At 72.7% G+C, this 25631-nt stretch carries 26 protein-coding genes; 15 read left to right on the top strand and 11 right to left on the bottom strand.

The features are described 5' to 3' along the window. Positions 1-13 precede the first annotated feature (13 nt). The 8 genes from ACULK4_RS15655 to ACULK4_RS15620 all read left to right on the top strand — a co-directional run bounded on the left by ACULK4_RS15655 (position 14) and on the right by ACULK4_RS15620 (position 7678). Positions 14-949 (top strand): AAA family ATPase, encoded by a 936-nt coding sequence (locus tag ACULK4_RS15655; protein ID WP_445966510.1) that lies wholly within the window; start codon positions 14-16, stop codon positions 947-949. A 108-nt stretch (positions 950-1057) separates the two neighbouring features. Continuing rightward, entirely contained in the window at positions 1058-1942 is an 885-nt protein-coding gene (locus tag ACULK4_RS15650) for a vWA domain-containing protein (RefSeq protein ID WP_445966509.1), read from the top strand. A gap of 87 nt (positions 1943-2029) precedes the next feature. After that, positions 2030-3358: a pre-mycofactocin synthase MftD gene (gene mftD, locus ACULK4_RS15645; RefSeq protein WP_445966508.1), complete on the top strand. Its 1329-nt coding sequence runs from the start codon at positions 2030-2032 to the stop codon at positions 3356-3358. A gap of 7 nt (positions 3359-3365) precedes the next feature. Beyond that, entirely contained in the window at positions 3366-4154 is a 789-nt protein-coding gene (mftE, locus tag ACULK4_RS15640; RefSeq protein ID WP_445966507.1) for a mycofactocin biosynthesis peptidyl-dipeptidase MftE, read from the top strand. Next, on the top strand, positions 4151-5584 hold the full coding sequence (mftF, locus tag ACULK4_RS15635; protein WP_445966506.1) for a mycofactocin biosynthesis glycosyltransferase MftF: 1434 nt from the start codon (positions 4151-4153) through the stop codon (positions 5582-5584). The genes mftE and mftF overlap by 4 nt, the downstream gene beginning before the upstream one ends. Before the next feature lie 9 nt (positions 5585-5593). Next, on the top strand, positions 5594-6163 hold the full coding sequence (locus tag ACULK4_RS15630; RefSeq protein ID WP_445966505.1) for a TetR/AcrR family transcriptional regulator: 570 nt from the start codon (positions 5594-5596) through the stop codon (positions 6161-6163). After that, positions 6156-6902, top strand: a complete 747-nt coding sequence (locus tag ACULK4_RS15625) for an ABC transporter ATP-binding protein (protein ID WP_445966504.1) — start codon at positions 6156-6158, stop codon at positions 6900-6902. The genes ACULK4_RS15630 and ACULK4_RS15625 overlap by 8 nt, the downstream gene beginning before the upstream one ends. Next, complete coding sequence (locus ACULK4_RS15620) at positions 6899-7678, top strand: ABC transporter permease (RefSeq protein WP_445966503.1); 780 nt, start codon at positions 6899-6901, stop codon at positions 7676-7678. Before ACULK4_RS15625 ends, ACULK4_RS15620 begins: the two co-directional genes overlap by 4 nt. A gap of 12 nt (positions 7679-7690) precedes the next feature. Here the strand turns inward: ACULK4_RS15620 and ACULK4_RS15615 are convergent, their stop codons facing one another. The 5 genes from ACULK4_RS15615 to paaI all read right to left on the bottom strand — a co-directional run bounded on the left by ACULK4_RS15615 (position 7691) and on the right by paaI (position 11383). Continuing rightward, positions 7691-8071, bottom strand: a complete 381-nt coding sequence (locus ACULK4_RS15615; protein WP_445966502.1) for a SpoIIAA family protein — start codon at positions 8069-8071, stop codon at positions 7691-7693. Between the two features lie 27 nt (positions 8072-8098). Next, positions 8099-8866 carry an SGNH/GDSL hydrolase family protein gene (locus ACULK4_RS15610; protein ID WP_445966501.1) on the bottom strand — a complete coding sequence of 256 codons (768 nt, stop codon included), beginning with the start codon at positions 8864-8866 and terminating at the stop codon, positions 8099-8101. Between the two features lie 29 nt (positions 8867-8895). Continuing rightward, complete coding sequence (locus ACULK4_RS15605) at positions 8896-9522, bottom strand: TetR/AcrR family transcriptional regulator (protein ID WP_445966500.1); 627 nt, start codon at positions 9520-9522, stop codon at positions 8896-8898. Between the two features lie 16 nt (positions 9523-9538). Beyond that, positions 9539-10801 (bottom strand): phenylacetate--CoA ligase PaaK, encoded by a 1263-nt coding sequence (paaK, locus tag ACULK4_RS15600; RefSeq protein ID WP_445966551.1) that lies wholly within the window; start codon positions 10799-10801, stop codon positions 9539-9541. A gap of 114 nt (positions 10802-10915) precedes the next feature. Further along, positions 10916-11383, bottom strand: coding sequence for a hydroxyphenylacetyl-CoA thioesterase PaaI (gene paaI, locus ACULK4_RS15595; protein WP_445966499.1), 468 nt, complete (start codon positions 11381-11383; stop codon positions 10916-10918). Positions 11384-11518: 135 nt separating this feature from the next. Between paaI and paaA the strand changes: the two genes are divergently transcribed. The 7 genes from paaA (at position 11519) to ACULK4_RS15560 (ending at position 19173) form a co-directional block, all read left to right on the top strand. Further along, positions 11519-12490, top strand: a complete 972-nt coding sequence (gene paaA, locus ACULK4_RS15590; protein WP_445966498.1) for a 1,2-phenylacetyl-CoA epoxidase subunit PaaA — start codon at positions 11519-11521, stop codon at positions 12488-12490. A gap of 48 nt (positions 12491-12538) precedes the next feature. Next, a complete protein-coding gene (paaB, locus tag ACULK4_RS15585; RefSeq protein WP_445966497.1) occupies positions 12539-12844 on the top strand; it encodes a 1,2-phenylacetyl-CoA epoxidase subunit PaaB in 306 nt (101 codons plus the stop codon). Then, positions 12841-13713 (top strand): 1,2-phenylacetyl-CoA epoxidase subunit PaaC, encoded by an 873-nt coding sequence (gene paaC / locus ACULK4_RS15580; RefSeq protein ID WP_445966496.1) that lies wholly within the window; start codon positions 12841-12843, stop codon positions 13711-13713. Before paaB ends, paaC begins: the two co-directional genes overlap by 4 nt. A gap of 71 nt (positions 13714-13784) precedes the next feature. Further along, positions 13785-14282 carry a 1,2-phenylacetyl-CoA epoxidase subunit PaaD gene (gene paaD / locus ACULK4_RS15575; RefSeq protein WP_445966550.1) on the top strand — a complete coding sequence of 166 codons (498 nt, stop codon included), beginning with the start codon at positions 13785-13787 and terminating at the stop codon, positions 14280-14282. Beyond that, positions 14282-15493, top strand: a complete 1212-nt coding sequence (gene paaE / locus ACULK4_RS15570; protein WP_445966495.1) for a 1,2-phenylacetyl-CoA epoxidase subunit PaaE — start codon at positions 14282-14284, stop codon at positions 15491-15493. Before paaD ends, paaE begins: the two co-directional genes overlap by 1 nt. 196 nt (positions 15494-15689) lie before the next feature. Beyond that, complete coding sequence (locus tag ACULK4_RS15565) at positions 15690-16463, top strand: enoyl-CoA hydratase/isomerase family protein (protein WP_445966494.1); 774 nt, start codon at positions 15690-15692, stop codon at positions 16461-16463. A 100-nt stretch (positions 16464-16563) separates the two neighbouring features. Next, positions 16564-19173 (top strand): N,N-dimethylformamidase beta subunit family domain-containing protein, encoded by a 2610-nt coding sequence (locus ACULK4_RS15560; RefSeq protein WP_445966493.1) that lies wholly within the window; start codon positions 16564-16566, stop codon positions 19171-19173. A gap of 30 nt (positions 19174-19203) precedes the next feature. Here ACULK4_RS15560 and mnhG read toward each other — a convergent pair whose 3' ends face one another. From mnhG to ACULK4_RS15530, 6 genes are read right to left on the bottom strand one after another with little or no spacing between them, the layout of a single operon-like run. Further along, positions 19204-19578 carry a monovalent cation/H(+) antiporter subunit G gene (mnhG, locus tag ACULK4_RS15555; protein WP_445966492.1) on the bottom strand — a complete coding sequence of 125 codons (375 nt, stop codon included), beginning with the start codon at positions 19576-19578 and terminating at the stop codon, positions 19204-19206. Beyond that, positions 19575-19847: an MrpF/PhaF family protein gene (locus ACULK4_RS15550; protein WP_445966491.1), complete on the bottom strand. Its 273-nt coding sequence runs from the start codon at positions 19845-19847 to the stop codon at positions 19575-19577. Before ACULK4_RS15550 ends, mnhG begins: the two co-directional genes overlap by 4 nt. Then, positions 19844-20473, bottom strand: a complete 630-nt coding sequence (locus ACULK4_RS15545) for a Na+/H+ antiporter subunit E (RefSeq protein ID WP_445966490.1) — start codon at positions 20471-20473, stop codon at positions 19844-19846. The genes ACULK4_RS15550 and ACULK4_RS15545 overlap by 4 nt, the downstream gene beginning before the upstream one ends. Next, a complete protein-coding gene (locus ACULK4_RS15540) occupies positions 20470-22059 on the bottom strand; it encodes a Na+/H+ antiporter subunit D (protein WP_445966549.1) in 1590 nt (529 codons plus the stop codon). Before ACULK4_RS15540 ends, ACULK4_RS15545 begins: the two co-directional genes overlap by 4 nt. Before the next feature lie 20 nt (positions 22060-22079). Next, positions 22080-22532, bottom strand: a complete 453-nt coding sequence (locus tag ACULK4_RS15535) for a sodium:proton antiporter (protein WP_445966489.1) — start codon at positions 22530-22532, stop codon at positions 22080-22082. Further along, positions 22529-25546, bottom strand: a complete 3018-nt coding sequence (locus ACULK4_RS15530; protein WP_445966488.1) for a Na+/H+ antiporter subunit A — start codon at positions 25544-25546, stop codon at positions 22529-22531. The genes ACULK4_RS15535 and ACULK4_RS15530 overlap by 4 nt, the downstream gene beginning before the upstream one ends. Positions 25547-25631: the final 85 nt, after the last annotated feature.

Raw genomic sequence — 25631 nt, 5'->3', positions numbered from 1 at the left:
CGAGGGTCACGTGGTGGCGGACCAGCGGCGAACGGATGCCGCGCCCGGGCGGCTCGCGGCGAACCGCGAGCACATCGCGGCGCACATCGTCGGCCGCGAGCGGGAGCTCGAGCTCACGCTCGCGGCCGTGGCGGCCGGGCGCGACATCCTGCTCGAGGGCCCGCCCGGGACGAGCAAGACGACGATGCTCACCGCGATCACGAAGGAGTGGGGCATCCCGCTGCTCTTCGTCGAGGGCAACGCCGACCTGACGCCCGCGAAGCTGGTCGGCCACCACAACCCGGCCCGAGTGCTGAAGGAGGACTACAGCGCCGAGAACTTCGTCGCGGGCCCGCTCGTCGAGGCGATGCGGGAAGGCGGGTTCCTCTACATCGAGGAGTTCAACCGGGCGCCCGAGGACACCCTGAACACGCTGCTGACCGCGATGGCCGACCGGTCGATCGCGGTGCCGCGCGTGGGCCGGATCCAGGCGAAGCCGACGTTCCGGGTGATCGCGTCGATGAACCCGTACGACAACGTCGGCACGACGCGGTTGTCGACGAGCGTGCACGACCGGCTGAACCGCCTCGCGGTCGACTACCAGGACGCCCCGAGCGAGGAACGCATCGTCGCGCTCCGCACGGGCGTCCGGGGCTCGATCGGCGAGCGGCTCACCGAGGACGCGGTCGCGGTGACGCGCGCGACGCGGCGGCATCCCGATGTGCGGCAGGGCTCGAGCGTGCGCGGCGCGATCGACCTCGTGCTCGTCGCGGAGCAGCTGGCGGAACTGCGCGGCGTCCGCTCGCCCGAGCAGGAGGGGTACCCGGAGCTCGTGTTCGACGCGATGGTCGTGTCGCTGTCGGGTCGCATCCACCTCGACGAGGCGATCGAGACGACGCCGGAGCGGGTGCTGAGGGAGATCTGGGAGGACCGGTTCATCCTCGAGCCCGCCGCGGCCGCCCCCGGTTGAAGAGAAGTGCCCGCCGACGGGCCCCTGCAACGCGAGCGGCCCGACCGACGCGCGACCGGGGGGAAGCCCCTGAAGCGGAAGCCGAAGCAACTCGACGAGGAGCCCAACGTGTTCGATGCGACGGCCGGCGCCGGCGGCGGCACGCTGCTGCGCGCCGAGTCCGGCGCCGGCGACGCGCGGCCGAAGGCGAAGCCCAAGCAGGGCACCGCGGCGACGACGTTCACGGACGAGCAGGCGTCGCTCGCGATGCCCGAGGCGGATGCCGCGGTCGACCCGGTCGCCCGGGCGCGGGCCCGGCAGATCGCCGCCCGGCTCTCGGTGCGGCGCCCACGACGCGATGCGACGAGCCGGCGCGGCATCGGCGAGCTCGGCAGCCTGCCGTACCGCGGCGGTTCCGACGAGATCGACCTCGACAAGACGATCGAGATGCTCGCCGAGCGGCCGGTTCCGGAGGACGAGGACATCGTCGTCCGCGACCGCATCCGCACGAAACGGTCGGTCGTGCTCGCCGTCGACGTGTCGGGTTCGATGAAGGGCGAGCGGGTCGCGACGGCGGCGGCGACCGTTGGCGCGCTCGCGGGCGAGCTCGTGCACGACGATCTGGCGGTGATCGCGTTCTGGTCGGACGCCGCCATCCTCCTCAACCTCGGCCAGCCCGTGAAGCCCATTGAGCTGCTCGACACGATCATGCGGATCCCTGCCCAGGGCCTGACCAACGTGGCGTTCCCGCTCGAGCTCGCGGCGACGCAGCTCGCGCGTGCGCCCGTGCGGGACGCCCGCGTGGTGCTGCTGTCCGACTGCGTGCACAACGCGGGCCCCGACCCGAGGCCGTTCGCGGCGCGGCTCCCGCGCCTCGACGTGCTACTCGACTCGAGCGGCGAGAAGGACGTGGAGCTCGGCCGGGACCTGGCCCGCCTGGGTCGCGGGACGCTGCACGTCGTGGACGACTTCCGGGCCGTGGCGCCCGCGGTGAGCGCGATGTTCGGCGGATGACACGGCGGACCGGTGCGCCCACGGTGCTCGGACCCCCCACCGGAGGACGATGACGATGACGAACGAACCCTGGAAGGGGGACGGACGATGAGTGACAAGTGGTTCGAGACCGTGGCGGTCGCCCAGCGCAGGGCCAAGCGCCACCTGCCGAGGTCGGTGTACGGCGCCCTGATCGCCGGGTCGGAGCGAGGGGTGACCTACCGCGACAACATGGACGCGTTCACCGAACTGCAGTGGGCGCCCAAGGTCGCCGACCACCGGCCGGAACGCGCGCTGGGGACGACGGTCATGGGCATCCCCATCTCGCTGCCGGTGCTCATCTCGCCGACCGGCGTGCAGGCCGTGCACCCCGACGGCGAGGTGGCCGTGGCGCGGGCCGCGGCGAACCGCGGCACGATCATGGGGCTGAGCTCGTTCGCGTCGAAGCCGGTCGAGGAGGTCGCGGCCGCCAACCCGAACACCTTCTTCCAGGTGTACTGGAGCGGTACGCGCGACGCGATGCTGCACCGGCTCGACCGGGCGCGCGCCGCGGGTGCGAAGGGGCTCATCGCGACGCTCGACTGGTCGTTCTCGAACGGCCGGGACTGGGGCAGCCCCTGGATCCCCGAGAAGCTGACCCTGAAGGCGGCGATGCGGTTCGCCCCGCAGGCGCTCACGCGCCCCGCGTGGCTGCTCGACTTCCTGAAGACGTTCCGCGTGCCCGACCTCACGACGCCGAACCTCGCGCCGGCCGACGGGGGCCCGCCTCCGACGTTCTTCGGCGCGTACGGCGAGTGGATGTCGACCCCGCCGGCGACCTGGGAGGACATCGCGTGGCTGCGCGAGCAGTGGGGCGGGCCGTTCATGCTGAAGGGCGTCTCGCGCCTCGACGACGCCCGGCGCGCCGTCGACGCCGGCGTCACCGCCATCTCGGTCTCGAACCACGGCGGCAACAACCTCGACACGACGCCCGCCGCGATCCGGCTGCTGCCCGGAATCGCCGAGGCCGTCGGCGGCGAGGTCGAGGTCCTCATGGATGGCGGCATCCGCCGCGGCGGGGACGTCGCGAAGGCGCTGGCGCTCGGGGCGCGCGCGGTGATGATCGGGCGGGCGTACCTGTGGGGCCTCGCGGCGAACGGGCAGGCGGGGGTCGAGAACGTGTTCGACGTGCTGCGCGGCGGACTCGACTCCGCGGTGCTCGGCCACGGGCACGCGTCGATCGACCAGCTCAGCCCCGCCGACCTCCACATTCCGCAGGGATTCCGGCGCGAGATGGGCGCCGACGGGTCGGCGACGGGCGACGCCGCGAAGCCGGCGGGGCGCAAGCCCGCCGCTCGCCGGTCGACGACGCGTCCGAGGAAGCCCGCCGCCGAGCGCGGGACCCCGGAGGCGGCCGAGCCGCGACCCGAGGGCGCCGTGGCGCTGGGCAACGACTGAGGCCGTCGTGGACGCGTCGGTCCGCCCTCGCCTCGCCGACCGCCCGTGGCCGGACGTGGGGCGGCCCGTGCTGCTCGTGCCGCTCGGGTCGATCGAGCAGCACGGCCCGCACCTGCCCCTCGACACCGACACGGAGATCGCCGAGGCGGTGTGCGAGTCGCTCGCGGCGCGGTTCGCCGCCATCGGCGAGGACGCGGTCGTCGCGCCGCCCATCGCATACGGGGCGAGCGGCGAGCACGAGGACTTCCCAGGCACGGTCTCGATCGGCACGACGGCGCTCGCCATGCTCCTGGTCGAGTACGGGCGCTCGGCCTCCGCCTGGGCCGAACGCATCGTGTTCGTCAACGGCCACGGCGGCAACGTCGAGGCGCTCGCATCGGCCGTGCCGACGCTCGTCGACGAGGCCCGGCCGGTGGCGTGGCTGCCGTGCGCGTCGGAACCCGTCCGGCCCGATGAGCAGGACGCCGGACCGCCCGACGCGCACGCCGGCCGCACCGAGACCTCCATCCTCCTCGCGCAGGACCCGGCCCGGGTGCGCTCGGACCGTCTCGAGCCGGGCAACCCCGCCCCGATCGCCGAACTCATGCCCGGACTCCGGGCCGGCGGCATGCGCGGGGTGACGCCGAACGGCATTCTCGGCGACCCCACCGGCGCGAACGCGGCCGAGGGCGGCCGCCTGCTGTCCGCGATCACCGATGCGGCGTGGCGCCGCCTGCGCGAGGGGCGGCCCGACGGGCGCGGATGCCTCGTGACCGGCGCCGCGGCATCCGACCCCGCCTTGGACACCACGGCATGACGGCGGGCCTGCCCGACGGATTCACCGTCCGCCTCAGCCGGCACACGCGTGTCGTCGACGACGGCGCGGTGCTCGTCGGCGGCTCTCCGATCCGCATCGCACGGCTGAAGCCCGCTGCCCGTGCAGCGCTGCACGGCCACGAGGTGACGGTGGCGGATGCCGCGAGCCGGGCGTTCGCCGACCACCTGCTCGCGACCAGCATGGCCGATCCCGTCGTCGCGTCGCTGCCGCCCGTCGACGTCGCACTCGCGACCGCGGTGATCCCCGTGCGCGACCGGCCGCGCGGGCTGGACCGCCTGCTCGCCTCGCTCGCGGGTATGCGCGCGATCGTCGTCGACGATGCGTCCGCCGACCCGGCCGCCGTCGCCGCCGTGGCCGCACGGCACGGAGCCGAACTGCTGGCCCTCGACGCCAATCGCGGGCCCGCGGGGGCGCGGAACGCCGGGCTCGCCCGCGTCACGACCCCGTTCGTGGTCTTCGTCGACTCCGACGTGGTCGTGGAGCCGGGGACGATCCCCCTGCTGCTGCGCCACTTCGCCGATCCGCGGCTGGCGGTGATCGCCCCCCGGGTGCTCGGCCTGGATGCACCGGGCGCGAACTGGATCACGCGCTACGAGGACGCCAGGTCGTCCCTCGACGTGGGCCACGACCCGTCGGTCGTGCGGCCGCGTTCGCGCGTGACCTGGCTGCCCGCCGCATGCCTCGCCGCGCGCGTCGACCTGCTCGGCGCGGGGTTCGACGCGTCGATGCGCGTCGCGGAGGACGTCGACCTGGTGTGGCGGCTCACCGAGGCCGGGCATCGTGTTCGGTTCGAACCCGGAGCCACGGTCCGGCACGACCATCGCTCGACGTTCGGGTCCTGGCTGGGACGGAAGTGGTACTACGGCACGGGTGCCGACCTGCTCGCGGTCCGGCATCCGGACGCCGTCGCACCCGTCGTCCTCGCCCCGTGGGCCGCGTCCCTGCTCGTCGCGCTCGGCGCCCAGCGGCGATGGTCGCTGCCCGTCGCGGCGGCACTGCTCGCGGCCACCGCGATCCGGATCGGCCGGCGCGCGCCCGCGGTGCGGCATTCGTACCGACTGGGTGCGCGCCTCACCGGGTACGGCGCCGTGACCGCGATCGCGCAGGGCTTCGCGCTGCTGCTCCGCCACTGGTGGCCGCTCACGGCGCTCGCCGCCGTCGGCTCGCGCCGGGTGCGTCGCGCGGTCGCGGTCGCCGCGCTCGCCGACACGGCGTGGGAGTACGCCCGCACGCGGCCGCGGCTCGACCCGGTGCGCTTCGGCATCGCGCGGCGCCTCGACGACGGGGCGTACGGCGCCGGCGTGTGGTGGAGCGCGGTCCGTGCGCGTTCGCCGAGGGCGTTGCTGCCCGACGTGCGGCGCCGCGAGGGAGTGCGGGCGAGTCTTGACCGACACAATGTTAGTGACTAACATTCAACCGTGACCATCGCCCCGACGGAAACCCGACGCGCCCGCACGCGGCAGCGCCTGATCGAGCACGGCCTCGACCTCATCGAGCGCCAGGGGTACGAGCAGACGACGGCCGCCCAGATCGCCGCCGCCGCAGGCGTCACCGAGATGACGTTCTTCCGGCACTTCGCCACCAAGGAGCAGCTCGTCCTCGAGGACCCGTACGACCCGTTCCTCGCCTCCGGCATCGGGGCGCAGCCCCGCGACCTGGCGCCGCTGCGGCGGGCCGCGGCCGGCATCCGCGCCGTCTGGCGGTCGCTGCCCGAGCGTGAGGAGCCCGAGATCCGCCGCCGGGTGCGCATCGCCGCGCGCACCCCGTCACTGCGAGGCGCGATGTGGCGCAGCACGGGCAACACCGAGGCGGCGATCGTCGAGCGGCTCGTCGACGACGGCGCCGACCCGCTCGACGCCCGCGTCGCGGCATCCGCCGTGCTCGCCGCCCTCGTCACCGGGCTGTACGCGTGGGCCGACCGCGAGGTCGAGACGCTCGGCGAGGCCATCGAGCGCGCGCTCGACGTCGTGGAGGCGCGCCATGGGTGACACCGGCAATCGCGAGGCGCGGCTCGAGGCGCGCGGGCTCGTGCGCCGGTTCCCCGGCGGTGCGGGCATCCACGGCACCGACCTCGACGTGGCGGCGGGCGAGATCCACGCGCTCGTCGGGCTCAACGGCGCCGGCAAGACCACGCTGCTGCGCTCCCTGCTCGGGATGCTGCGGCTCGACGCCGGGCGGGTGCGCCTGCTCGGCCACGACCTCGCCGAGGCGCCGCCCGAAGCCTGGGCGGGCGTCGGCCAGCTCGTCGAGCAGCCCTTCGCCTACCGCGAGCTCGACGTGCTGGCGAGCCTCGCGGCGGCCGCCCGGCTGCGCGGCGTGCGACGCGGCGACGTGCCGGCCGTCGTCGCTCGCGGCGTCGCCGCCCTCGGACTGGACGGCCTCGAACACCGCCGCGTGGGCCAGCTCTCGCTCGGCAACCGCCAGCGACTCGGCCTCGCCGCCGCACTGCAGCACCGACCGCGGCTCGTCGTGCTCGACGAGCCGTCGAACGCGCTCGACCCCGCCGGCGTCCTGCTCCTGCGCGCAGAACTGCTCGCGCTCGCGGCCGACGGTGCGGGCGTCCTCGTGTCGAGCCACCACCTCGACGAGGTCGCGCGCGTCGCCGATCGGATCACGGTGGTGAACGCCGGCCGGGTGGTCGGGGAGCTCGACCCCGCCGGCGCCGACCTCGAGCGGGCGTTCTTCGCACGCGTGCACGCCGACGACCTCGAACGGAGCCGCACATGAACCGGACCCGCGCGTTCCACGGGCTGGGCACGGCCATCGCCGTCGAGGCGCGGAAGGCCGCCGCCTCGCGCGTGCTCGCCTGGACGACGGTGTTCCTCGTCGCCGGCATCGTCGTGCTCGCCGTCGGCGCGGCCGCCGGTGCCGCGTCCGGCGACGAGCGGCTCGCCGCGAAGCTGGGTCCGCTGGCCGGCGCCGGGGGCTGGACCGGTCTCGTCGGCGTGGTCGCGCAGGTCGAGTCCGCGGCCGCGCTGCTCGGATTCGGCGTCGCCCTCAGCTGGATCTTCGGTCGCGAGTTCGCCGAGGGCACCGTCGCCGGTCTCTTCGCCCTTCCGATCCGGCGGTCCACCATCGCGGTCGCCAAGCTGGCGGTCTACCTGGCGTGGTCGGTGATCGTCGCCGTGCTCCTCACCGCCGCGGTCGGGGTCGCCGGCGTCCTGCTCGGCTACGCGGCGACGGATGCCGCGGGCGTGGCCGATCTCGTCCGCATCCCCGCCCTCGCGGTGCTCACCGCGCTCATCGCCGCGCCCGCGGCGTGGGCCGCCTCCGTGGGGCGCGGCCTGCTGCCCGGCATCGCCGCGACGGTCGGGCTCATCGCGGTCGCGCAGGTGCTCGCGGTCGTGGGCCTCGGCGGCTCGATCCCGTTCGTCGCGCCCGCGCTCTGGGCGATCGAACCCGGCGCCGCGACGGCGACGGGCCTCGCCCTCGTCCCGCTCGTGCCGCTCGCCTTCGGCGGCCTGTGCGCGTGGACGTGGGCCCGGCTCCAGCTCGACCGGTGAGCCGCGACGGGGTCAGGCGGGCGACGCAGCCCCCTCCGCGACCCACGCGATGGCCTCGTTCCTGCGTGACATCGGGAACACCCGGAACTCACCGGGCACGAGCCCGCCGAACGCGACGGCGATGCCGGTGAGCACGTCGCGATCCGTCACGAAGGCGGCCCGGTCCCAGGCCGAGAGCGGCCGCCCGAGAAGCTTGGCGTCCTCCAGCATCGCGCCGAGCGAGTAGTGGTCGAACTCCTCGTCGATCACGATCACGAAGTCCAGCCTGCCGGCGTCGGCGATGGCCGCGTCGATCGCCGGATCGAGCACTTCGCGGTAGTCGGTGGCGGTCACGGTGCCCACGGCGCGGAAGCCGATGACGCCCGGCGGAAGATCCTGCAGCGGTTCGATCATGCGTCCCCCTCGGGGACATTCTGCACCTCAGTCGGCGTACGACTCGATGACCGCCGCGAACCGCGCGGCGATGTACGCGTAGCCGGCGTCGTTGAGGTGCAGGCCGTCGCCCGCGTCGAACCGGATCGAGTTGCGCTCGTTGATCCACGGCGCGGGCACGTCCGGGTCGATGAAGGTCGCATCGGCCTCCTCGGCGCCCTCGCGGATGGCCTCGAAGCGTGCGCTCCGCTGCACGCCCATTCCGAGCGGTTCGATCGGCCCGAAGACGACGATCGCGGCATCCGGCCAGCGCTCGCGCGCCGCCTCGACGGCCCGCACGGTGGCCAGCACCTCCTCGCGGTGCGTGGCGAGGAAGTCGTTGAGCCCGCCCTGCAGCACGATGACGTCGTACTCGGCTCCGGATGCCGCGTGCGCCTCGATCCGGTCGACGTACGCCAGCCCGATCCGGCCGTCCGACGCGTTGCCCTTGGTGAAGCCCGTGCCGCCGATGGCGTCGATCGTCGCTCGCCACGACAGGGCGTCGGACGCGGTCCGCGCCCAGCCGGCGTCGGGCTTGGATGCGCCGATGCCCTCGGAGAACGAGTCGCCGACGATCAGCGCCGTCGGCTGCTCGGGCAGGCTCGCGAGCGGTTCGGCGGGCGCCCGCTCCTCGAGCGGGAGCTCGGACGAGGCGAGCGGGTCGGCCATGACCGCGACGCCGAGGCCGGCGCCGAGCATCGCCCCGATGGCGAGGGTCGCCGCGATCCGGGTGATCGCGAGCGCGCGCGATCGACGGGGGACGGGCTGGTCGGGCACGGATCGATGGTAGAACACTCGGTCGGGCGTCAGCCGCGCACCGCCGCCGCCCGGTCGCCGGTGGGCACGCGCAGCCCGTCGAGGGCGACGGCGATGACGTCGTCGGCCAGCCGCGCGGCATCCTCTCGGCCACCCGGCCGGTACCACTCGACGATGGAGTTGATCATGCCGAACAGCAGCCGCTCGACGATGCGGCCGTCGATGTCGGTGCGGAGCGTCCCCTCGGACTGGGCCGCCTCGACGAGCGACATGACCCGCCGGTCGAACGCGCGCCGCCGGGCGAGGGCGGTACGCTCGATCTCGGTGTTGCCACGCACGCGCAGCAGCAGGGTCACGTACGGAAGCTCGGCGACGAGCACGTGCACCGCGCCGCGCAGCACGTGGTCGAGCCGGTCGGCGGCACTGCCCTCGGATGCGCCGGGCTCGTCGAGCACGCCCTCGAGCGAGCCGAGCGCCTGGTCGAGGGCTCGCTCGAGGATCTCGTCCTTCGAGGCGAAGTGGTGGTAGATCGCGGACTTCGACAGGCCGAGCCGGTCGGCCAGCACGCCCATCGACGTCGCGTCGTAGCCGTACTCGTTGAACGCGGCGACCGCGACCTCGAGGATGCCCTGCTGGTCGTACCCCGGCCGTCCGCGCCGCGCCCCGTTCTCCGCCATCCGTCTCAGTCTCGCATCAGCGGGGCTCGCGCAGGTCGTAGACGCGCTTGTACTTGCCCTCGCTCCGCGGGAGTGCGCCCGGCTCCTCGAGCTGCACGCGCACCGACGAGCCGACGAACTCCTTGATCCTGCCGGCGAGCACCACGGTTGCTGCCTGGCACGCGTCGACGGGCAGGTCGGGGTGGCGTTCGATGCGGACCGTCATGTCGTCCATGTGCCCGGTGCGGGTGAGCTCGAGGATGAAGTGCGGCGTGAGGTGCTCGATCTCGAGCACGAGCTCCTCGATCTGGGTCGGGAACAGGTTGACGCCCCGCAGGATGATCATGTCGTCGTTGCGGCCCGTGATCTTCTCGATGCGGCGCATGCCGGGCCGGGCGGTGCCGGGCAGCAGGCGCGTGAGGTCGCGGGTGCGATAGCGGATGACCGGGAAGGCCTCCTTGGTCAGCGACGTGAAGACGAGCTCGCCCTTCTCGCCGTCGGGCAGTTGCGCGCCGGTCTCGCCGTCGATGATCTCGGGGAGGAAGTGGTCCTCCCAGACGTGCGGCCCGTCCTTGGTCTCGATGGACTCGTTGGCGACGCCCGGGCCCATGACCTCGCTGAGGCCGAAGATGTCGACCGCGTCGATGCCCAGGCGGTCCTCGATGCGGCGGCGCATCTCGTTGGTCCACGGCTCGGCGCCGAGGATCGCGACCTTCAGGCTCGTCGAGCGCGGGTCGATGCCGGCCTCCTCCATGGCGTCGGCGATCGTGAGCAGGTAGCTCGGCGTGCACATGATCGCGTCGGGCTCGAAGTCGCGGATGAGCTGCACCTGTCGCGCGGTCTGGCCGCCCGACATCGGGATGACGGTGGCGCCGAGCTTCTCGACGCCCGCGTGCGCCCCGAGGCCGCCCGTGAACAGGCCGTAGCCGTAGGCGTTGTGCACCTTCATGCCGGGGCGCACGCCGCTCGCGCGGAGGCATCGGGCGACGAGCGTCGCCCAGCGGTCGAGGTCGTCGTGCGTGTAGCCCACCACGGTCGGCCGGCCGGTGGTGCCCGATGACGCGTGGATACGTGCGACGCGCTCCATCGGCACGGCGAACATGCCGAACGGGTAGGTGTCGCGCAGGTCGGCCTTGGTCGTGAACGGCAGCTTCGCGACATCCGCCAGGGTCTGGATGTCGTCGGGGTGCACGCCGTGCTCGTCGAACTTGCGCGTGTAGAGCGGCACGTTCTCGTACGCGTGGCGCACGGTCCACTGCAGCCGCTCGAGCTGCAGCGCCTCGATCTCGGCGCGCGACATGCGCTCCTCGGGGTCGAGCTCGTCGGGCGCTGCCGGCGCGAGGCCGGAGACGGTCGGGCGGATCTCTGCGGGGTTCTGCGGAAGGGTCGTCGTCGACACGGTGGCTCCCGGGTGTCAGATGGTGCGGTCGGTGGTGATCGAGCGGCCGCGGAACTCGGCGACCGCGTCGCCCTGCTCGTCGACCACGGTCACGTCGTAGAGGCCCGTGCGGCCGCTGCGGGTGCGGCGCACGGCGGTCGCGGTGAGCGTCTGCCCGGCGACCGTGGACTTCAGGAAGGTGATGTCGGCACCCGCGGCCACGGTGACGCGGTGGTCCTCGTTGCAGGCGATGGCGAAGGCCGTGTCGGCCAGGGTGAACACGAGCCCGCCGTGGGTGATGGCGAACCCGTTCGTCATGTCGTCGCGCACGCGCATCGAGACGACGGCGTGGCCGGGATCGTCGCGTTCGACGATCATGCCGAGCGACGCCGACGCGAGGTCGCGTTCCATCATGACGCGGTTGAGGCGAGCGGATGCCGCGGCATCCGTGGTCTCGCCGGCCGGCTGGGCCGCGTCGTGGCGTTCGGTCGCGACATCCGTCATGCGCTGCTCCTCGTCGAGTGCGTGGGCCGCCGGGGGTCGTTGCCGCGGCGATGAAGTCAGCCTATACTAACTGAACGATCGGTTGGTAATGTGTCCTGAACCGCACCGCCGGTCCCGAGAGCATTGGAGTCGACGATGACCGCACCCGCCGACCTGACCGTCGTCGAGGACGACGAAGCGCAGGCACGTTTCGACGACCTGATCGCGCAGGACTCGCGCATCGAGCCGCGCGACTGGATGCCCGACGGGTACCGCAAGACCCTGATCCGCCAGATCAGCCAGCACGCGCACTCCGAGATCATCGGCATGCAGCCCGAGTCGAACTGGATCTCGCGCGCGCCGAGCCTCAAGCGCAAGGCCATCCTGATGGCCAAGGTGCAGGACGAGGCCGGCCACGGCCTCTACCTCTACTCGGCCGCGCAGACCCTCGGCATCGGCCGTGAGGAGATGACCCAGCAGCTCATCGAGGGCAAGGCCAGGTACTCCTCGATCTTCAACTACACGACCCCGACCTGGGCCGACATGGGCGCGATCGGCTGGCTCGTCGACGGCGCCGCGATCTGCAACCAGGTGCCGCTGTGCCGCGCTTCGTACGGCCCGTACGGCCGCGCGATGGTACGCATCTGCAAGGAGGAGTCGTTCCACCAGCGTCAGGGCTTCGAGATCCTGCTCGAGCTCATGCAGGGCACCGAGGCGCAGCGCGAGATGGCGCAGGACTCGGTGAACCGCTGGTACTGGCCCGCGCTCATGATGTTCGGCCCGCCCGACGACCAGTCGCCCAACTCGGCGCAGTCGATGGCGTGGAACATCAAGCGCTTCTCGAACGACGACCTCCGCCAGCGGTTCGTCGGCATGCTCGTGCCGCAGGCCGAGGCGCTCGGCGTGACGCTGCCCGACCCGAACCTGCAGTGGAACGAGGCCGAGCAGCGCTACGACATGAGCGAGATCGACTGGACCGAGTTCCACGAGGTGCTCGCCGGTCGCGGACCCGCCAACGCCGAGCGTCTGCGTCGCCGCCGTGAGGCCCACGAGGAGGGCGCGTGGGTGCGCGAGGCCGCCGCCGAGTACGCCCGCAAGCAGGCCGCGAAGGCCGTGGTCGCCGCCTGAGCGGCCCGAACCGAAACGACGTGAGACCCCGATGGAGAGGAACCACTGATGTCCACCCCCGGTGAGATGGAAACCGAGGCCTGGCCCCTCTGGGAGGTCTTCGTGCGCGCCAACCGCGGCCTGAGCCACGTGCACGTCGGCTCGCTGCACGCGCCCGACGCCGATATGGCCGTGCGCAACGCCCGCGACCTCTACACGCGCCGCAACGAGGGCGTCTCGATCTGGGTCGTTCCCGCCGACGCCGTCACCACGAGCGACCCCGACGCGAAGGGCGCGTTCTTCGAGAGCCCCGCGGGCAAGAACTACCGGCACGCCGTGTACTACACGAAGTCCGAAGGGGTGAAGCACCTGTGAGCGGCCCCGACGCGCACGACCAGACCGAGATCGACCCGCACGGCGACGTCACGGTCGACCGGGTCGCGCTCGCCGAGGAGCTCGCGGGCTCCGAGGCGGCGGCCGGCCACGCGGCATCCGCCGACGTCGCCGAGTACGCCCTGCGCCTCGGCGACGACGCGCTCGTGCTCTCGCAGCGCCTCGGCGACTGGATCAGCCGCGCCCCCGAGCTGGAAGAGGATGTGGCGCTCGCGAACATCGCCCTCGACCTGCTCGGCCACGCACGCTCCCTGCTGCACTACGCCGGCACGCGCGACGGCCGCAGCGAGGACGACCTGGCCTACTTCCGCGACGAGCCCGACTTCCGCAACGCCTGGCTGTTCGAGCAGCCCAACGGCGACTTCGCGCACACCATCGCCCGGCAGCTGTTCGTCGCCACGTACCTCGTCGAGCTGTACCGGCACCTCGAGCAGTCGACGGATGCCACGCTCGCGGCGATCGCGGCGAAGTCCTCCAAGGAGGTCGACTACCACCGCGACCACGCCGTGCAGTGGACCCTGCGCCTCGCGGGCGGAACCGACGAGTCGCGTCGCCGCATGATCCGCGCCGTCGAGCAGACGTGGCCGTACGTCGACGAGCTGTTCCGCGACGACGAGCTCGTGTCGCGGCTCGCGGACCAGGGCGTCGCCCCGTTGCCGTCGTCGCTGCGGCCCGCGTTCGACGCCGTCGTCGACCAGGTGTTCGCCGAGGCCGAGCTGACGCGACCCGAGGGCCGGCTCGCGTTCATCGCCTCCGGCGGCGGCCGCGAGGGGGAGCACACCGAGCACCTCGGGCCCATGCTGGCGGAGATGCAGGTGCTCGCCCGTTCGCACCCGGGAGCGTCGTGGTGACCGGCGAGGACGTGCGGGTCGAGGAGGCGCGCAGCGCCGTCTCGAGACCGCGTGAGGACGTCGCTCGTCCCGTGCCATCCGACCCGGCCGCGCGCGCCGCGTGGGACGTCGCCGCGACCGTCACCGACCCCGAGGTGCCCGTGCTCACCATCGAGGACCTCGGGGTGCTGCGCTCGGTCGCCGTCGACGATGCCGGCGTGCACGTCGAGCTCACCCCGACGTACAGCGGGTGCCCCGCGATGGATGCCATGCGCGACGACGTCGTGCTCGCCCTGACCCACGCCGGGTACGACCACGTCGACGTGAAGATGGTGCTCTCACCCGCCTGGACCACCGACTGGATGAGCGAATCCGGCAAGGAGAAGCTCCGGACGTACGGCATCCAGGCGCCGTCGGGCAATGCGCCGGTGCGCGAGGGCGGACCGATCCGCCTGCAGATGGCGGTGAAGTGTCCGCGCTGCGACTCCCTCAACACCCGCGAACTCGCCCGCTTCGGCTCGACGTCGTGCAAGGCGCTCTACGAGTGCCGCGACTGCCTCGAGCCCTTCGACTACTTCAAGGTGCTCTGATGGCCGCGATCAACCTGGGCTCCACGGGAGCCCCGACCACCCCTGCCGGCACGCTCGAGACGGATGCCGCGATCGCCGACGCGTTCCTCCAGAGCGCGGTCGGGGGCGACACCGCACCGGCGCGGCGCCGGGCGCGATTCCACACGCTCGAGGTCGCCGAGGTGCGGCCGCTGACGGACGACTCCGTCGAGGTGACCTTCGCGGTCCCCGACGAGCTCGCAGACGACTACACGTACCTGCCGGGGCAGTACGTCGCGCTCCGCCGCGAGTTCGACGGCCACGAGCTGCGCCGCTCCTACTCCATCTGCCGCCCGCCCGTGCGCGGCAGCGTCTCGGTCGCGATCAAGCGCGACCTGGGCGGGCGCTTCTCGACGTGGGCGAACACCGAGCTCGCCGCGGGCGACCGCATCGACGTGATGAGCCCGCAGGGCACGTTCACCTCGGGCCTGGACTCGCTCGACGGCAAGCACGTCGTCGGCATCGCCGCCGGCTCGGGCATCACGCCCCTCATGGCGCTCGCGCACACCGTGCTCGCGCGCTCCGACGACGCCCGTTTCACGCTCGTCTACACGAACCGCTCGACGCGCGACGTCATGTTCCTCGAGGAGCTCGCCGAGCTCAAGGACCGCTACCCGTCGCGGCTCGCGCTGCACCACGTGCTCTCGCGCGAGCAGCGCACCGCGCCGCTCCTCTCGGGCCGAATCGACGCCGAGAAGCTCGAGCGCATGCTCGACGCGCTCATCCCGCCCGCGACGGTCGACGAGTGGTTCCTGTGCGGGCCGTTCGAGCTCGTGCAGCTCGCGCGCGACACGCTGGAGGCGCGCGACGTGCCGGCGGGTCGGGTCCGGTACGAGCTCTTCACGACGGATTCCGACAGGGCCACCGAGCCGCGGCACGGCCGGCCGGTCACGGTCGAGCGCGGCGAGGCCACGGTCGCGATCGAGTTCACACTCGACGGCAACTCGACGAGCGTCGAGAGTCCGGTGAGCGCGAACGAGTCGATCCTCAACGCGGCGCTGCGCGTGCGCCCCGACGTGCCGTTCGCGTGCGCGGGCGGCGTGTGCGGCACGTGCCGCGCGCGGGTCGTCGAGGGCAGCGTGAACATGACCGAGAACTACGCGCTCGAGCCCGACGAGCTCGAGCGGGGCTACGTGCTCACCTGCCAGTCGCACCCCACGTCCGACCGCGTCGTGGTGGACTACGACGTCTGATCGCACCGCCCGCCGTTCGCCCGCCCCGCCCGCCCCGCGCCATCCGCCCCCGCCCCGCCCGCCCCGCCCGCCCCGCGCCATCCGCCCCCGCCCCGCCCCGCGCCATCCGTCGAATGATGCCGTTCGCACCGAATGATGCCGCGGCAACGGCCACACTGGACGCGGACGGTATCACTCGACGAGGAGAGGAACACCGATGATCGAGCTCGAGATCCATGACGGCGTGGCCGAGATCACGCTGAACGCGCCCGCGAAACTCAACGCGCTGGGCGAAGCCGCGATCGGCGACCTCTCCGACGCGTACGAGCAGGCCGAGTTCGCGGGCGTCCGTGCGCTCGTGCTGCGCGGCGAGGGACGCGCGTTCTGCGCCGGCCGCGACATCGCGGGCGTCGACCCGCGCGACGACGACGTGCACGGCTACCTGGGCGGGCTCGTCGAGCCGTTGCTGAAGCGGATGTCGCGCTTCCCCGCGCCGACGTTCGCGGTCGCGCACGGCGCGTGCCTCGGCGTCGGCCTGGGCCTGCTCATCGCGAGCGACATCGTGTACGTCGCCGACACCGCGAAGATCGGCTCGCCGTTCAAGAACCTCGGCGCGACGCTCGACTCCGGAGGGCACGCGCTGTTCTACGAGCGGCTCGGCGCGCACCGCGCGATGGACCTCATCGTGACCGGTCGACTGATGACCGGCGCCGAGGCGGTCGCCGCCGGCCTGTTCTCGCAGGTGTTCCCGGCCGACGAGGTGACGGATGCCACGATGCGGGCCGCCCGGGAGGCGGCATCCGGCCCCACGCGGGCCTTCGTCGCGTCGAAGCGGCTCATCGCCGACCTCCGCGACCACCGGCACGGGCTCTGGGCGTCGATGTCGGACGAGAACCGCGCGCAGGCCGCGCTGTGCGACACCGACGACTACCGCGAGGGCTTCGCGGCCTTCCAGGAGAAGCGGGCGCCGCACTTCACCGGGCGCGGCTAGCCGCTTCCGCCCCGTACGGGGGGCAGACCGCCGGCCGCACCCGCACGTACGATCGCGGAGATCGGCTCCCTACCGTCGGTCCGACCTGGAGCAGCGCACCGTGAGATCAGTCCTCGTCCTCCTCATCGCCGTCCTCACCGCGACGTCCGCGTTGCTCGCGCCTCCGGTGGGCCCCGCCGCCGCGACCGCCGCGCCCGTCAGTGCGGTGAGCGCAGCTGCGGCGGCGCCGGCGGTCAACGAGGTCGTCCTCGAGAACCGCCTGGGCGGGCACTCGTCGTGGCGGATCCCGTGGGCGGGCCACTCGGTCGCGACCGACTCGGACCTCGCCGTCAAGGGCTACACCTCGGCGGTGAGCGTGGAGCAGGGCGAGTCCGTCGGCCTCCACGTGCACGTCGCATCCGCGGGATCGACCCGCTACGACGTCTACCGGCTGGGCTGGTACCAGGGGCTCGGCGGACGGCGCATCACGGGCGGCACCTTCAACGCAGCGCCCCAACCGGCGTGCCCGACCCTCATGCCCGAGGGGACGATCACGTGCAACTGGGCGAAGTCGGTCACGCTCCAGACGTCGGAGGCCTGGACCAGCGGCGTCTACGTCGTGGTGCTGACCCGGGGAACGAAGCAGAACTACGCCTCGTTCGTCGTCCGCGACGGGGACCGGACCGGGGCGCTCGTGCACATCCAGCCCACGTTCACCTACCAGGCGTACAACAACTTCCCGGCGAACCGGAGCACGGGCAAGAGCCTGTACTCGTTCAACTCGTTCGGCGCCACCACCGTGGCCGGGCACGCGGGCGCCGTCAAGGTGAGCTTCGACCGTCCCTACGCGAACGCCGGCGCCGCGCTGATCGTCGCGGAGGAGGCCCCGATGATCCGCTATGCGGAGTCGCGGGGGTTCGACGTGACCTATGCCACCAACCTCGACCTGCACTCCGATGCCGGCCTGCTCGCTGGTCAGGAGGCGATGCTCTCCGTCGGGCACGACGAGTACTGGACGAGCGACATGTTCACCGCCGCCGAACGTGCCAGGGACTCGGGTGTCGACCTCGGCTACCTGGGCGCCAACAACATGTACTGGCAGGTGCGCCTCGAACCGTCCGCGACGGGAGTCGCGAATCGCGTCGTCGTCGCCTACAAGAGCGCCGAGCTGGACCCCGTGAAGGACGAGACGCGGACCGTCCTCTTCCGCCAGCTGCCGCGCCCCGAGCAGCCGGTCATGGGCCAGGCGTTCCCGAACACCGACGGCACCGGCATGGTGGGCCCGTTCGCGTCGTGGCGCGTCCAGCAGTCCGACCACTGGATGTACCGCGGCACCGGACTCCGCGACGGCTCCGCCATCCCGAACCTGATCGGCATCGAGATCGATCGGCGGCTTCCCGACCAGCCTGGGCCGCCGCTCATGGGCGGCACCTCGCTCGCCGTGCTGGCCCAGTCGACGTTCACGGCGCGCAACGGGCTCACCGGCATCCAGGAGTCGACGCTGTACCAGGCGCCGTCATCGGCCCGCGTCTTCAGTGCCGGCACCCTGAACTACACGCAGGGGCTGATGGGCGAGGACATCACTCCCCAGCAGAGCGTGCGCACGATGACCACCAACCTGCTCGCCCGGTTCACCGGGATGCGGGTCGACGCGTCGACCGAGCGCGTGGGCGGCAGCGACCGGTACGGCACCGCCGTCGCCCTCTCGCAGCACGGCTTCCCCGACGCGGGCGTCCCCGTCGCCTTCCTCGCGACCGGCGCGACCTTCCCGGACGCGCTCGCCGCAGCCGCGGCGACCGGGGGCGCGGGTCCCGTGCTGCTGGTTCCCGGACAGACGATCCCGCAGGCCGTGCTCGATGAGCTCGCCCGCCTGCAGCCCGCGAAGCTCGTCGTCGCGGGCGGCGCCTCCGCGGTCTCGAACGCGGTCCTCGCCCAGGCGTCGGACGCGGCCGGCGTCACGGCGATCCGCGCGTCGGGCCCCGATCGGTACGCCACCGCCGCGGACGTCTCCGAGCGCACCTTCGGCGCCGGCGTCCCGGTCGCGTACGTGGCGGCCGGCACCGACTTCCCGGACGCGCTGTCGGCCGGGACCGCGGGAGCGCAGCTCGGCGGGCCCGTCCTGCTCACCGCGCCGACCTCGCTTCCCGCCGCGACGTTCGACGAGCTCGACCGGCTCGACCCGCAGCGCATCGTCGTCGTGGGCGGCACCGGTGCGGTCTCCGAGGCCGTCCGGTCGCGGCTGATGTCGCTCGCCCCGCAGGTGACCAGGCTCGGCGGCGCCGACCGCTACGAGACGGCGATGGCGGTCGCGCGCGACCTCGCCGGACCGGCGTTCGCCGACACCGTGGGACTCGCGACCGCGTTGAGCTTCCCGGACGCGCTCGCCGCCGGCCCCGTGGTCGCGGCGTCGGGGGGTTCGCTCCTCCTCGTGGGCGCCTCGATGAGTCCGGCGCTCGCCGAGGAACTCGTCCGCTCCGATCCGCGCACCGTCATGCTCTCGGGCCTCCAGGGCGCGATCCCCGACAGCGTGGCCCAGCAGGTCGACGGGCTGTTCGCACCCGAGGTCGCCACGTTCGAGGCTCCGGTGGAGCGCAGGTCGCTGCCGAACGACCCGGCGGTACCCGACACGAGTCCGGACACCGAGTACATCCATCCCGACCAGCGGCCGGAGCTCCCGTGGCTCGACGAGCCGCCGGCCGACTGGCAGTACGTGCCCGGAGCGGGGGACTGACCGGGGCCGGGTGGACCCCGCGCCGCCCGGTCAGCGCCCGTCCGCGGGACCGGCCTCGTGCTCGTGCTCGTGCTCGTCGATGTCGCGTCCGAGGTCGTCCTCGATGAGCAGGTCGCGCCGGACGTGGTCGCTCCGGTACGCGGCTCGCCCGAGCATGTGCGCCGTCATCGGCTGCGTCAGCAGCTGGAACGTCATGATGAGGACCACGGTCGACACGACGCCCCATGTGGGGACGCGGAGCACGACCGCGAGCAGCACGACGGCGAGCCCCAGCACCTGCGGCTTGGTGCCCGCATGCAGGCGCGTGGGTACGTCGGGGAAGCGGAGGATTCCGATGCCGGCCGCCATCGAGAGGAATGCGCTCAGCAGGATCAACCCGGCCACGCCGATCTCGTAGGCGGTCACGAGGCGTCCTGTCTCGCGACGAACCGGGCGATGGCGATCGAGCCGACGATGGCGAACAGGGCCAGGACGAGGAGCACGACGAGCGTGTCGGTGTGCCGGTTGATCGCCATCTCGGCGGCGAGGCCGCACATCGCGATGGCGAGCAGCACGTCGGTCGCGAGCGCGCGGTCCAGGATCGACGGCCCGCGGATGATGCGGATGACCGCGGCAATGGCTCCGACGCCGAACATCGTCGCGGCGGCGAGCCCGATCAGGGTGAGCGGGGTCACGGGGTGCCTCCATTCCGTTCGTCTGCAGCGGCGCGCCGCGCACGTCGCGCCTCGTGGACGGCGCGTGCCTGCGCGCGCGTGCCGATGGCCAGGACGATGCGCTCCTCGGTGGCGAGGACCTTCGCGCGCGCGCGGTCGATGTCCTCGGGCGTGCGCGTTCCCAGGACGTGCAGGTACAGCAGGCCGCGCTCGCGGTCGATGTCGACCACCAGGGTGCCGGGCACGACCGTGATGGCCTCGGCGGTGAGCGTCGTGACGAGGTCGGAGCGGGTGAGCAGTTGCACGTCGATGATCGCGCTCGTCGGCACCCACGTCGGCCAGATCGCCCGGGCGGCGACCTGGATCGAGGCGACCACGACGTCGAACATCATCCGGAGGCCGAGCAGGAGGCCGCGCCCCGGGTTGAACCGGCCGCTCAGCAGCACCGGCGGAAGGTAGAGCGCCCGGGTGACGGCGACCGCGAGCAGGACGCCGGTGGTCACGGTGAGCACGTCGACGTGGTCCCACAGGAAGATCCACAGCGCGACGAGCCCGAGCAGCAGGGGGACCTGCCGCCACACGGCCTCCCAGCGGGAGAACTCCTCGGGCCGGGTGCGCGGGCGCTCGCCGGGGGCATCCGTCGTCATGGCATTCCCTCGGGGAAGACGAGCGCGATGTACACGCTCGCGTCGCGGAGGTTCTCGGCCGCGCGTCCGGCGAGGTCGTAGAGGGGTCCGGCGAACACGGTGAGCGCGATCGTGAGTACGACCAGCGCGGTGGTCGCCGCGACCATCAGGCGAGGCGTCGTGCGGGTCGCGACGAGCGTCGCACCCGCCGGAGCCTCCTGCATCGAGTCGATCATGGCCGAACGGTATCCCTCGACGTCACCGCTGGGACGCCAGAACGCAAGGTTCCAGAACCGGGACAGCGCGTAGAGCGTCACCAGCGAGGTGGCCGCGCCCACCCCGATGACCACCCAGATGAGCCAGGCCGGTCCCGTCGCCGAGGTGCCGAGGGTCTCCGTCGCGCCCGTCCCGTCCGCCGAGTCGGCGCCCGCGACGAACAGCCCCACCTTGCCGAGGAAGCCGGAGAACGGCGGGATGCCGCCGAGGTTCACGGCGGGGATGAAGAACAGCACCGCCAGCAGCGGCGACGCGTTGCGGAGGCCGCCGAGCCGGGTGATCGACGTCGCGCCGCCGAACCGCTCGATGAGGCCGGTCGTGAGGAACAGCGTCGTCTGCACGGTGATGTGGTGCACGACGTAGTAGATCGTCGCCGCGAGGCCCACGACGCTCGCGAGCCCGATGCCGAAGATCATGTAGCCGATGTGGCTCACGAGCGTGAACGAGAGCAGTCGCTTGATGTCGGCCTGGGTGAGCGCGCCGAGGATGCCGACGGCCATCGTGAGTCCGCCGACCACCAGGAACAGGGTCGTGAAGTCGCTCTCGGTGAAGATCACGGTCTCGGTGCGGATGATCGCGTAGACGCCGACCTTCGTGAGCAGTCCCGCGAACACCGCGGTGACCGGCGCGGGAGCCGTCGGGTACGAGTCGGGCAGCCAGAACGACAGCGGGAACACCGCCGCCTTGATGCCGAAGGCGATGAGCAGCAGCAGGTGCAGCATGACCTGCACGTCCTGCGGGAGCTCCGCGAGGCGCACCGAGAGCTGCGCGATGTTGGCGGTTCCGGTGGCGCCGTAGATCAGCGCGATCGCGCTGAGGAAGAACAGCGACGACATCAGGCTCACGATGATGTACGTGATGCCCGCACGGATCCGTTCGCCGGTGCCGCCGAGCGTCAGCAGTACGTAACTCGCCGACAGCAGGATCTCGAAGCCGACGTAGAGGTTGAACAGGTCCCCGGCGATGAACGCGTTGAACACCCCCGCCGAGAGGATCAGGTACGTCGGGTGGAAGATCGACACCGGCGTCTCGCGGTGCTGATCGGCGATGCCCTGCCCCACCGCGTAGACGAGCACGCCGAGGAGCACCAGCGCCGAGATGATGATCATGATGGCGCTCAGCCGGTCGACGACGAGCACGATGCCGAACGGCGCCGGCCACGCGCCCACCTCGACCGCGATGCCGGAGCCCGAGGCGTCGACCTCGGCGAGCAGCACGGCCGCGATGATCGCGACGCTCGCGAGCACGCCGGTGCTCACCGCCATCTGCGCCCGCAGGTGACGGCCCAGGATGAGCGCGGAGGCGGCGCCGAGCATCGGCAGCAGCACCATGAGCGGCACGAGGGCGTCGGTCACTTGCGCACCTCCTCGTCGCTCGCGTCGAGCACGTCCTGCACGGCGCGGTCGTCGTCGGCTGCGCTGCGGATGAGGTCCGCGGCCTCCTCGGCGTCCTCCTCGACGTCCTCCTCGTCGCCGATGATGTCGCCCTCGGCACCGAGTTGCGCGAGCCACCACGTGCGGTACACGAGCGCGAGCATGAAGGCGGTGAGGCCGAGGTTGATGACGATCGCCGTCAGCACGAACGCCTGCGGCAGCGGGTCGGAGATCTCGGCCTCGTCGACGCCGTCGACGAGGATGGGCGCGAGTCCCGGCGCCCCGGCCATCGAGAACATGAACAGGTTCACGCCGTTGCCGACCAGGAGGAAGCCGATCAGCACGCGGGTCAGGCTGCGCTCGAGCATGACCGACACGCCGGAGCCGAACAGCACCGCCGCGACGATCACGAGCACCAGGGTCGGGGTCATGCCTCGGCCCTCCCGGGTCCGGTCGCGCCGGCCGGGTCGGCGGGCAGGTCGGGGTCGCGCACCGGCCGGGACGGGTCGGCGGGTTCCGCGGGGTCCGGCGGCACCGCATCCTCTCCGGCCTCGTCGATCTGGCGATCGATCTCGGCGCCGAGCGTGCGGAGGATGTCGAGCACGAGGCCCACGACGATCAGGTAGACCCCCATGTCGAACAGGGTCGACGTGCCGATCGACAGCAGGCCGAGCACCGGCACCTCGGCCTCGAACCACGTCGACTGGAAGACGGTGGCGCCGTACAGCAGCGGCATCGCCGCGGTCCCGGCGGCGAGCAGGAGCCCGGCGCCGAGCACCCGGCCGGCGTCGACGGGCAGGGCCTCGCCGAGCTCGTACCGGCCGCCGGCGAGGTAGCGCGCCACGAGCGCGAGCCCCGCCACGAGCCCGCCCGCGAATCCGCCGCCCGGCGCGTTGTGGCCGACGAACAGCAGGTAGACCGACACCACGATGGCCGGGTGGAACAGCAGCCGGACCAGCACCTCGACGAGGATCGATCGGTTGGCCGGCGAGATCGTGCGGCCCGCGAGGAGCCACGTCTGTCGCGTCGCGGCGGCCTCGGCCGCGGCATCCGTCTCGCCTTCGACCTCGGCCAGGCGCCGGCGAGGCGCACGCATCGTGTCGGCGGGCTCGGGGAGCGGACGCAACCGGTCGCGCGGGGCGCCGACGTCGAGGCGGGGGGCTCCGCCCGTGCGCCCGGAGACGAAGATCAGGCTCGCCACGCCGGTCGCGACCGCCACGAGCACCGACACCTCGCCGAGCGTGTCCCACGCGCGGATGTCGACGAGCAGGCCGTTCACGATGTTCTTCGCGTGCGCCTCGAGCGCGAGTTCCGGCAGGCCCTCGGAGATGCTCGGCTTGCGCCGGGCCGACAGCGCGACCACGCCGACGACGCCCATCACGAGGGCGGCCAGGGTGCCGATCATCACGCGCACGGGGGCGGGCACGGTGGACCTGCGGCTCTGGATGTTGTTCGGCAGGCGTCGCAGCACGAGCACGAACACGACGATCGTGAGTGCCTCGACCAGGCCCTGCGTGAGCGCGAGGTCGGGTGCGCCGCCGACGCCGAAGAGCACCACGAGCCCGAACCCGGTCACGCCCGCGAGGAGCGCGGCGGCGAGCCGCTGCCGGGTGAGAACGACCGAGAGGGCCGCCACGATGATCACGACGCCCACGACGGGCTGCGTGGGCTCGTCGGCGAACCGCACCTGCGTGGGCCAGACGTCGTTCAGCAGCGCCGCGCCGCCGACGCCCAGGATGAGCACCGTCACCGTCACGGCGAGGTAGCCGGGCAGCCCGCCCGACTGGATGAGGGTCGTCAGCCACGCCGCGAACCGGTCGACGCCGCGGACCGTCCGAAGGTAGCCGCGCCCCGCCTCGAAGGTGTCGGGCAGCGCCGCCTGCGCGCGCGACACGGCGACCCGCCGCCACACCATGAGCGCACCGAGCGCGTAGACGCCGAGGGAGATCCAGAGCGCCGGCTCGAAGCCGTGCCAGAGCGCGAGGTGGTAGTCGTCCGGCCCCGGCAGCCCGACCGACCCCGCGGCGATGAGCGGCTCCACGAGCGCCACGCCGAGCGCCGCGACCAGCGAGGCGACGGCGAGCAGCCCCGGCGCGAGCGCCATGAGCGGCGACTCCTCGTGCAGCGGTGGTTCGGCGACACCCGGCTTGCGAAGGAACGCGCCCATGAGGAAACGCGCGCTGTACGCGACGGTGAGCACGGACCCCGCGATCGCCGCCACGAGGCCGACCCACGCCCATGCGCCGCCCTCGGCGCCGTACGCGAGTTGCGCGTGGAACACGGTCTCCTTCGCCACGAACCCGAGCAGGGGCGGCAGGCCGGCCATCGAGGCGGCGGCCACGGTCGCGAACGCGGCGATCCACGGCATCCGTCGCCCGAGGCCGGAGAGCTCGCGGACGTCACGCGTACCGGCGGCGTGGTCGATGATGCCGACGGTCAGGAAGAGGGCCGACTTGAACAGCGCGTGCGCGAGCAGCAGTGCTCCCGCGGCCAGCTGGCCGTCTCGCGTGCCGATCGATGCGACGAGCACCATGAAGCCGAGTTGGCTGACCGTGCCGTACGCGAGGAGCAGTTTCAGGTCGGTCTGGCGCAGCGCGCGCCACCCGCCGACGAGCATCGTGAACCCGCCGATGCCGATGAGCAGCGGATGCCACACCGCGAGGTCGGCATAGCCGGGGGCGAGCCGCATCACGAGGTACACGCCGGCCTTCACCATCGCGGCCGCGTGCAGGTACGCCGAGACGGGAGTGGGGGCCGCCATCGCCGCGGGCAGCCAGAAGTGGAACGGCACGAGTGCGCTCTTGGAGATCGCGCCGACGAGCACGAGGGCGATGCCGACCTCGGCAGCGACGCCCGTGACGGGGTCGGCGATGAGCTCGGAGAGCGAGGTCGTGTCGCCCTCGACCGTCAGGATGAGACCGACGAGCATCGCCAGGCCGCCGAACGTCGTGACGGTGAGCGCCTGCAGTGCGGCACCCCGGCTCTCGCGCCTGCTGGAGTCGTGCCCGATGAGCAGGTAGGACAGCACGCTCGTGAGCTCCCAGAACGTGAAGAGCACGTAGACGTCGTCGGCCGTCACCAGCCCGAGCATCACCCCGGCGAACGCGAGCAGCATGGCCGCGAAACGGCCGAGGCGCGGTTCGTCGTCGCGGAAGTACCAGGTGCAGTAGAGCAGCACGAGCGCGCCGACGCCGGTGACGATGAGTGCGAGCAGCAGCCCGAGCGGGTCGAGCCGGAACGACAGCTCGATGTCGAGCGCGGGGATCCACGGAAGGCGTTCGGTGATGACGCTGCCCTCGGAGGTCGCCGGCACCTGCCAGAGCAGCCACGCGAACACGCCGGTCGGAACGAGCGCGATGACCGGGAAGACCCTTCGCCCCAGCCCCCGGGCCGCGAGCGGGGTGACGGCGGCCACGAGCCCGAACAGCACGAGGGAGAGGATCATCAACCCTCCCCCGCTTCGCACCGACCGTCCGTCCCACGATTCTACCGGGGGGCCCGAGAGCGCGGATGCCGCGCGGCGAACGGGC

This window comes from Agromyces selenitireducens, assembly GCF_052748465.2.
Note: the sequence above shows the minus strand (reverse complement) of the source record. Positions and strands in the feature narration are given on the sequence as shown.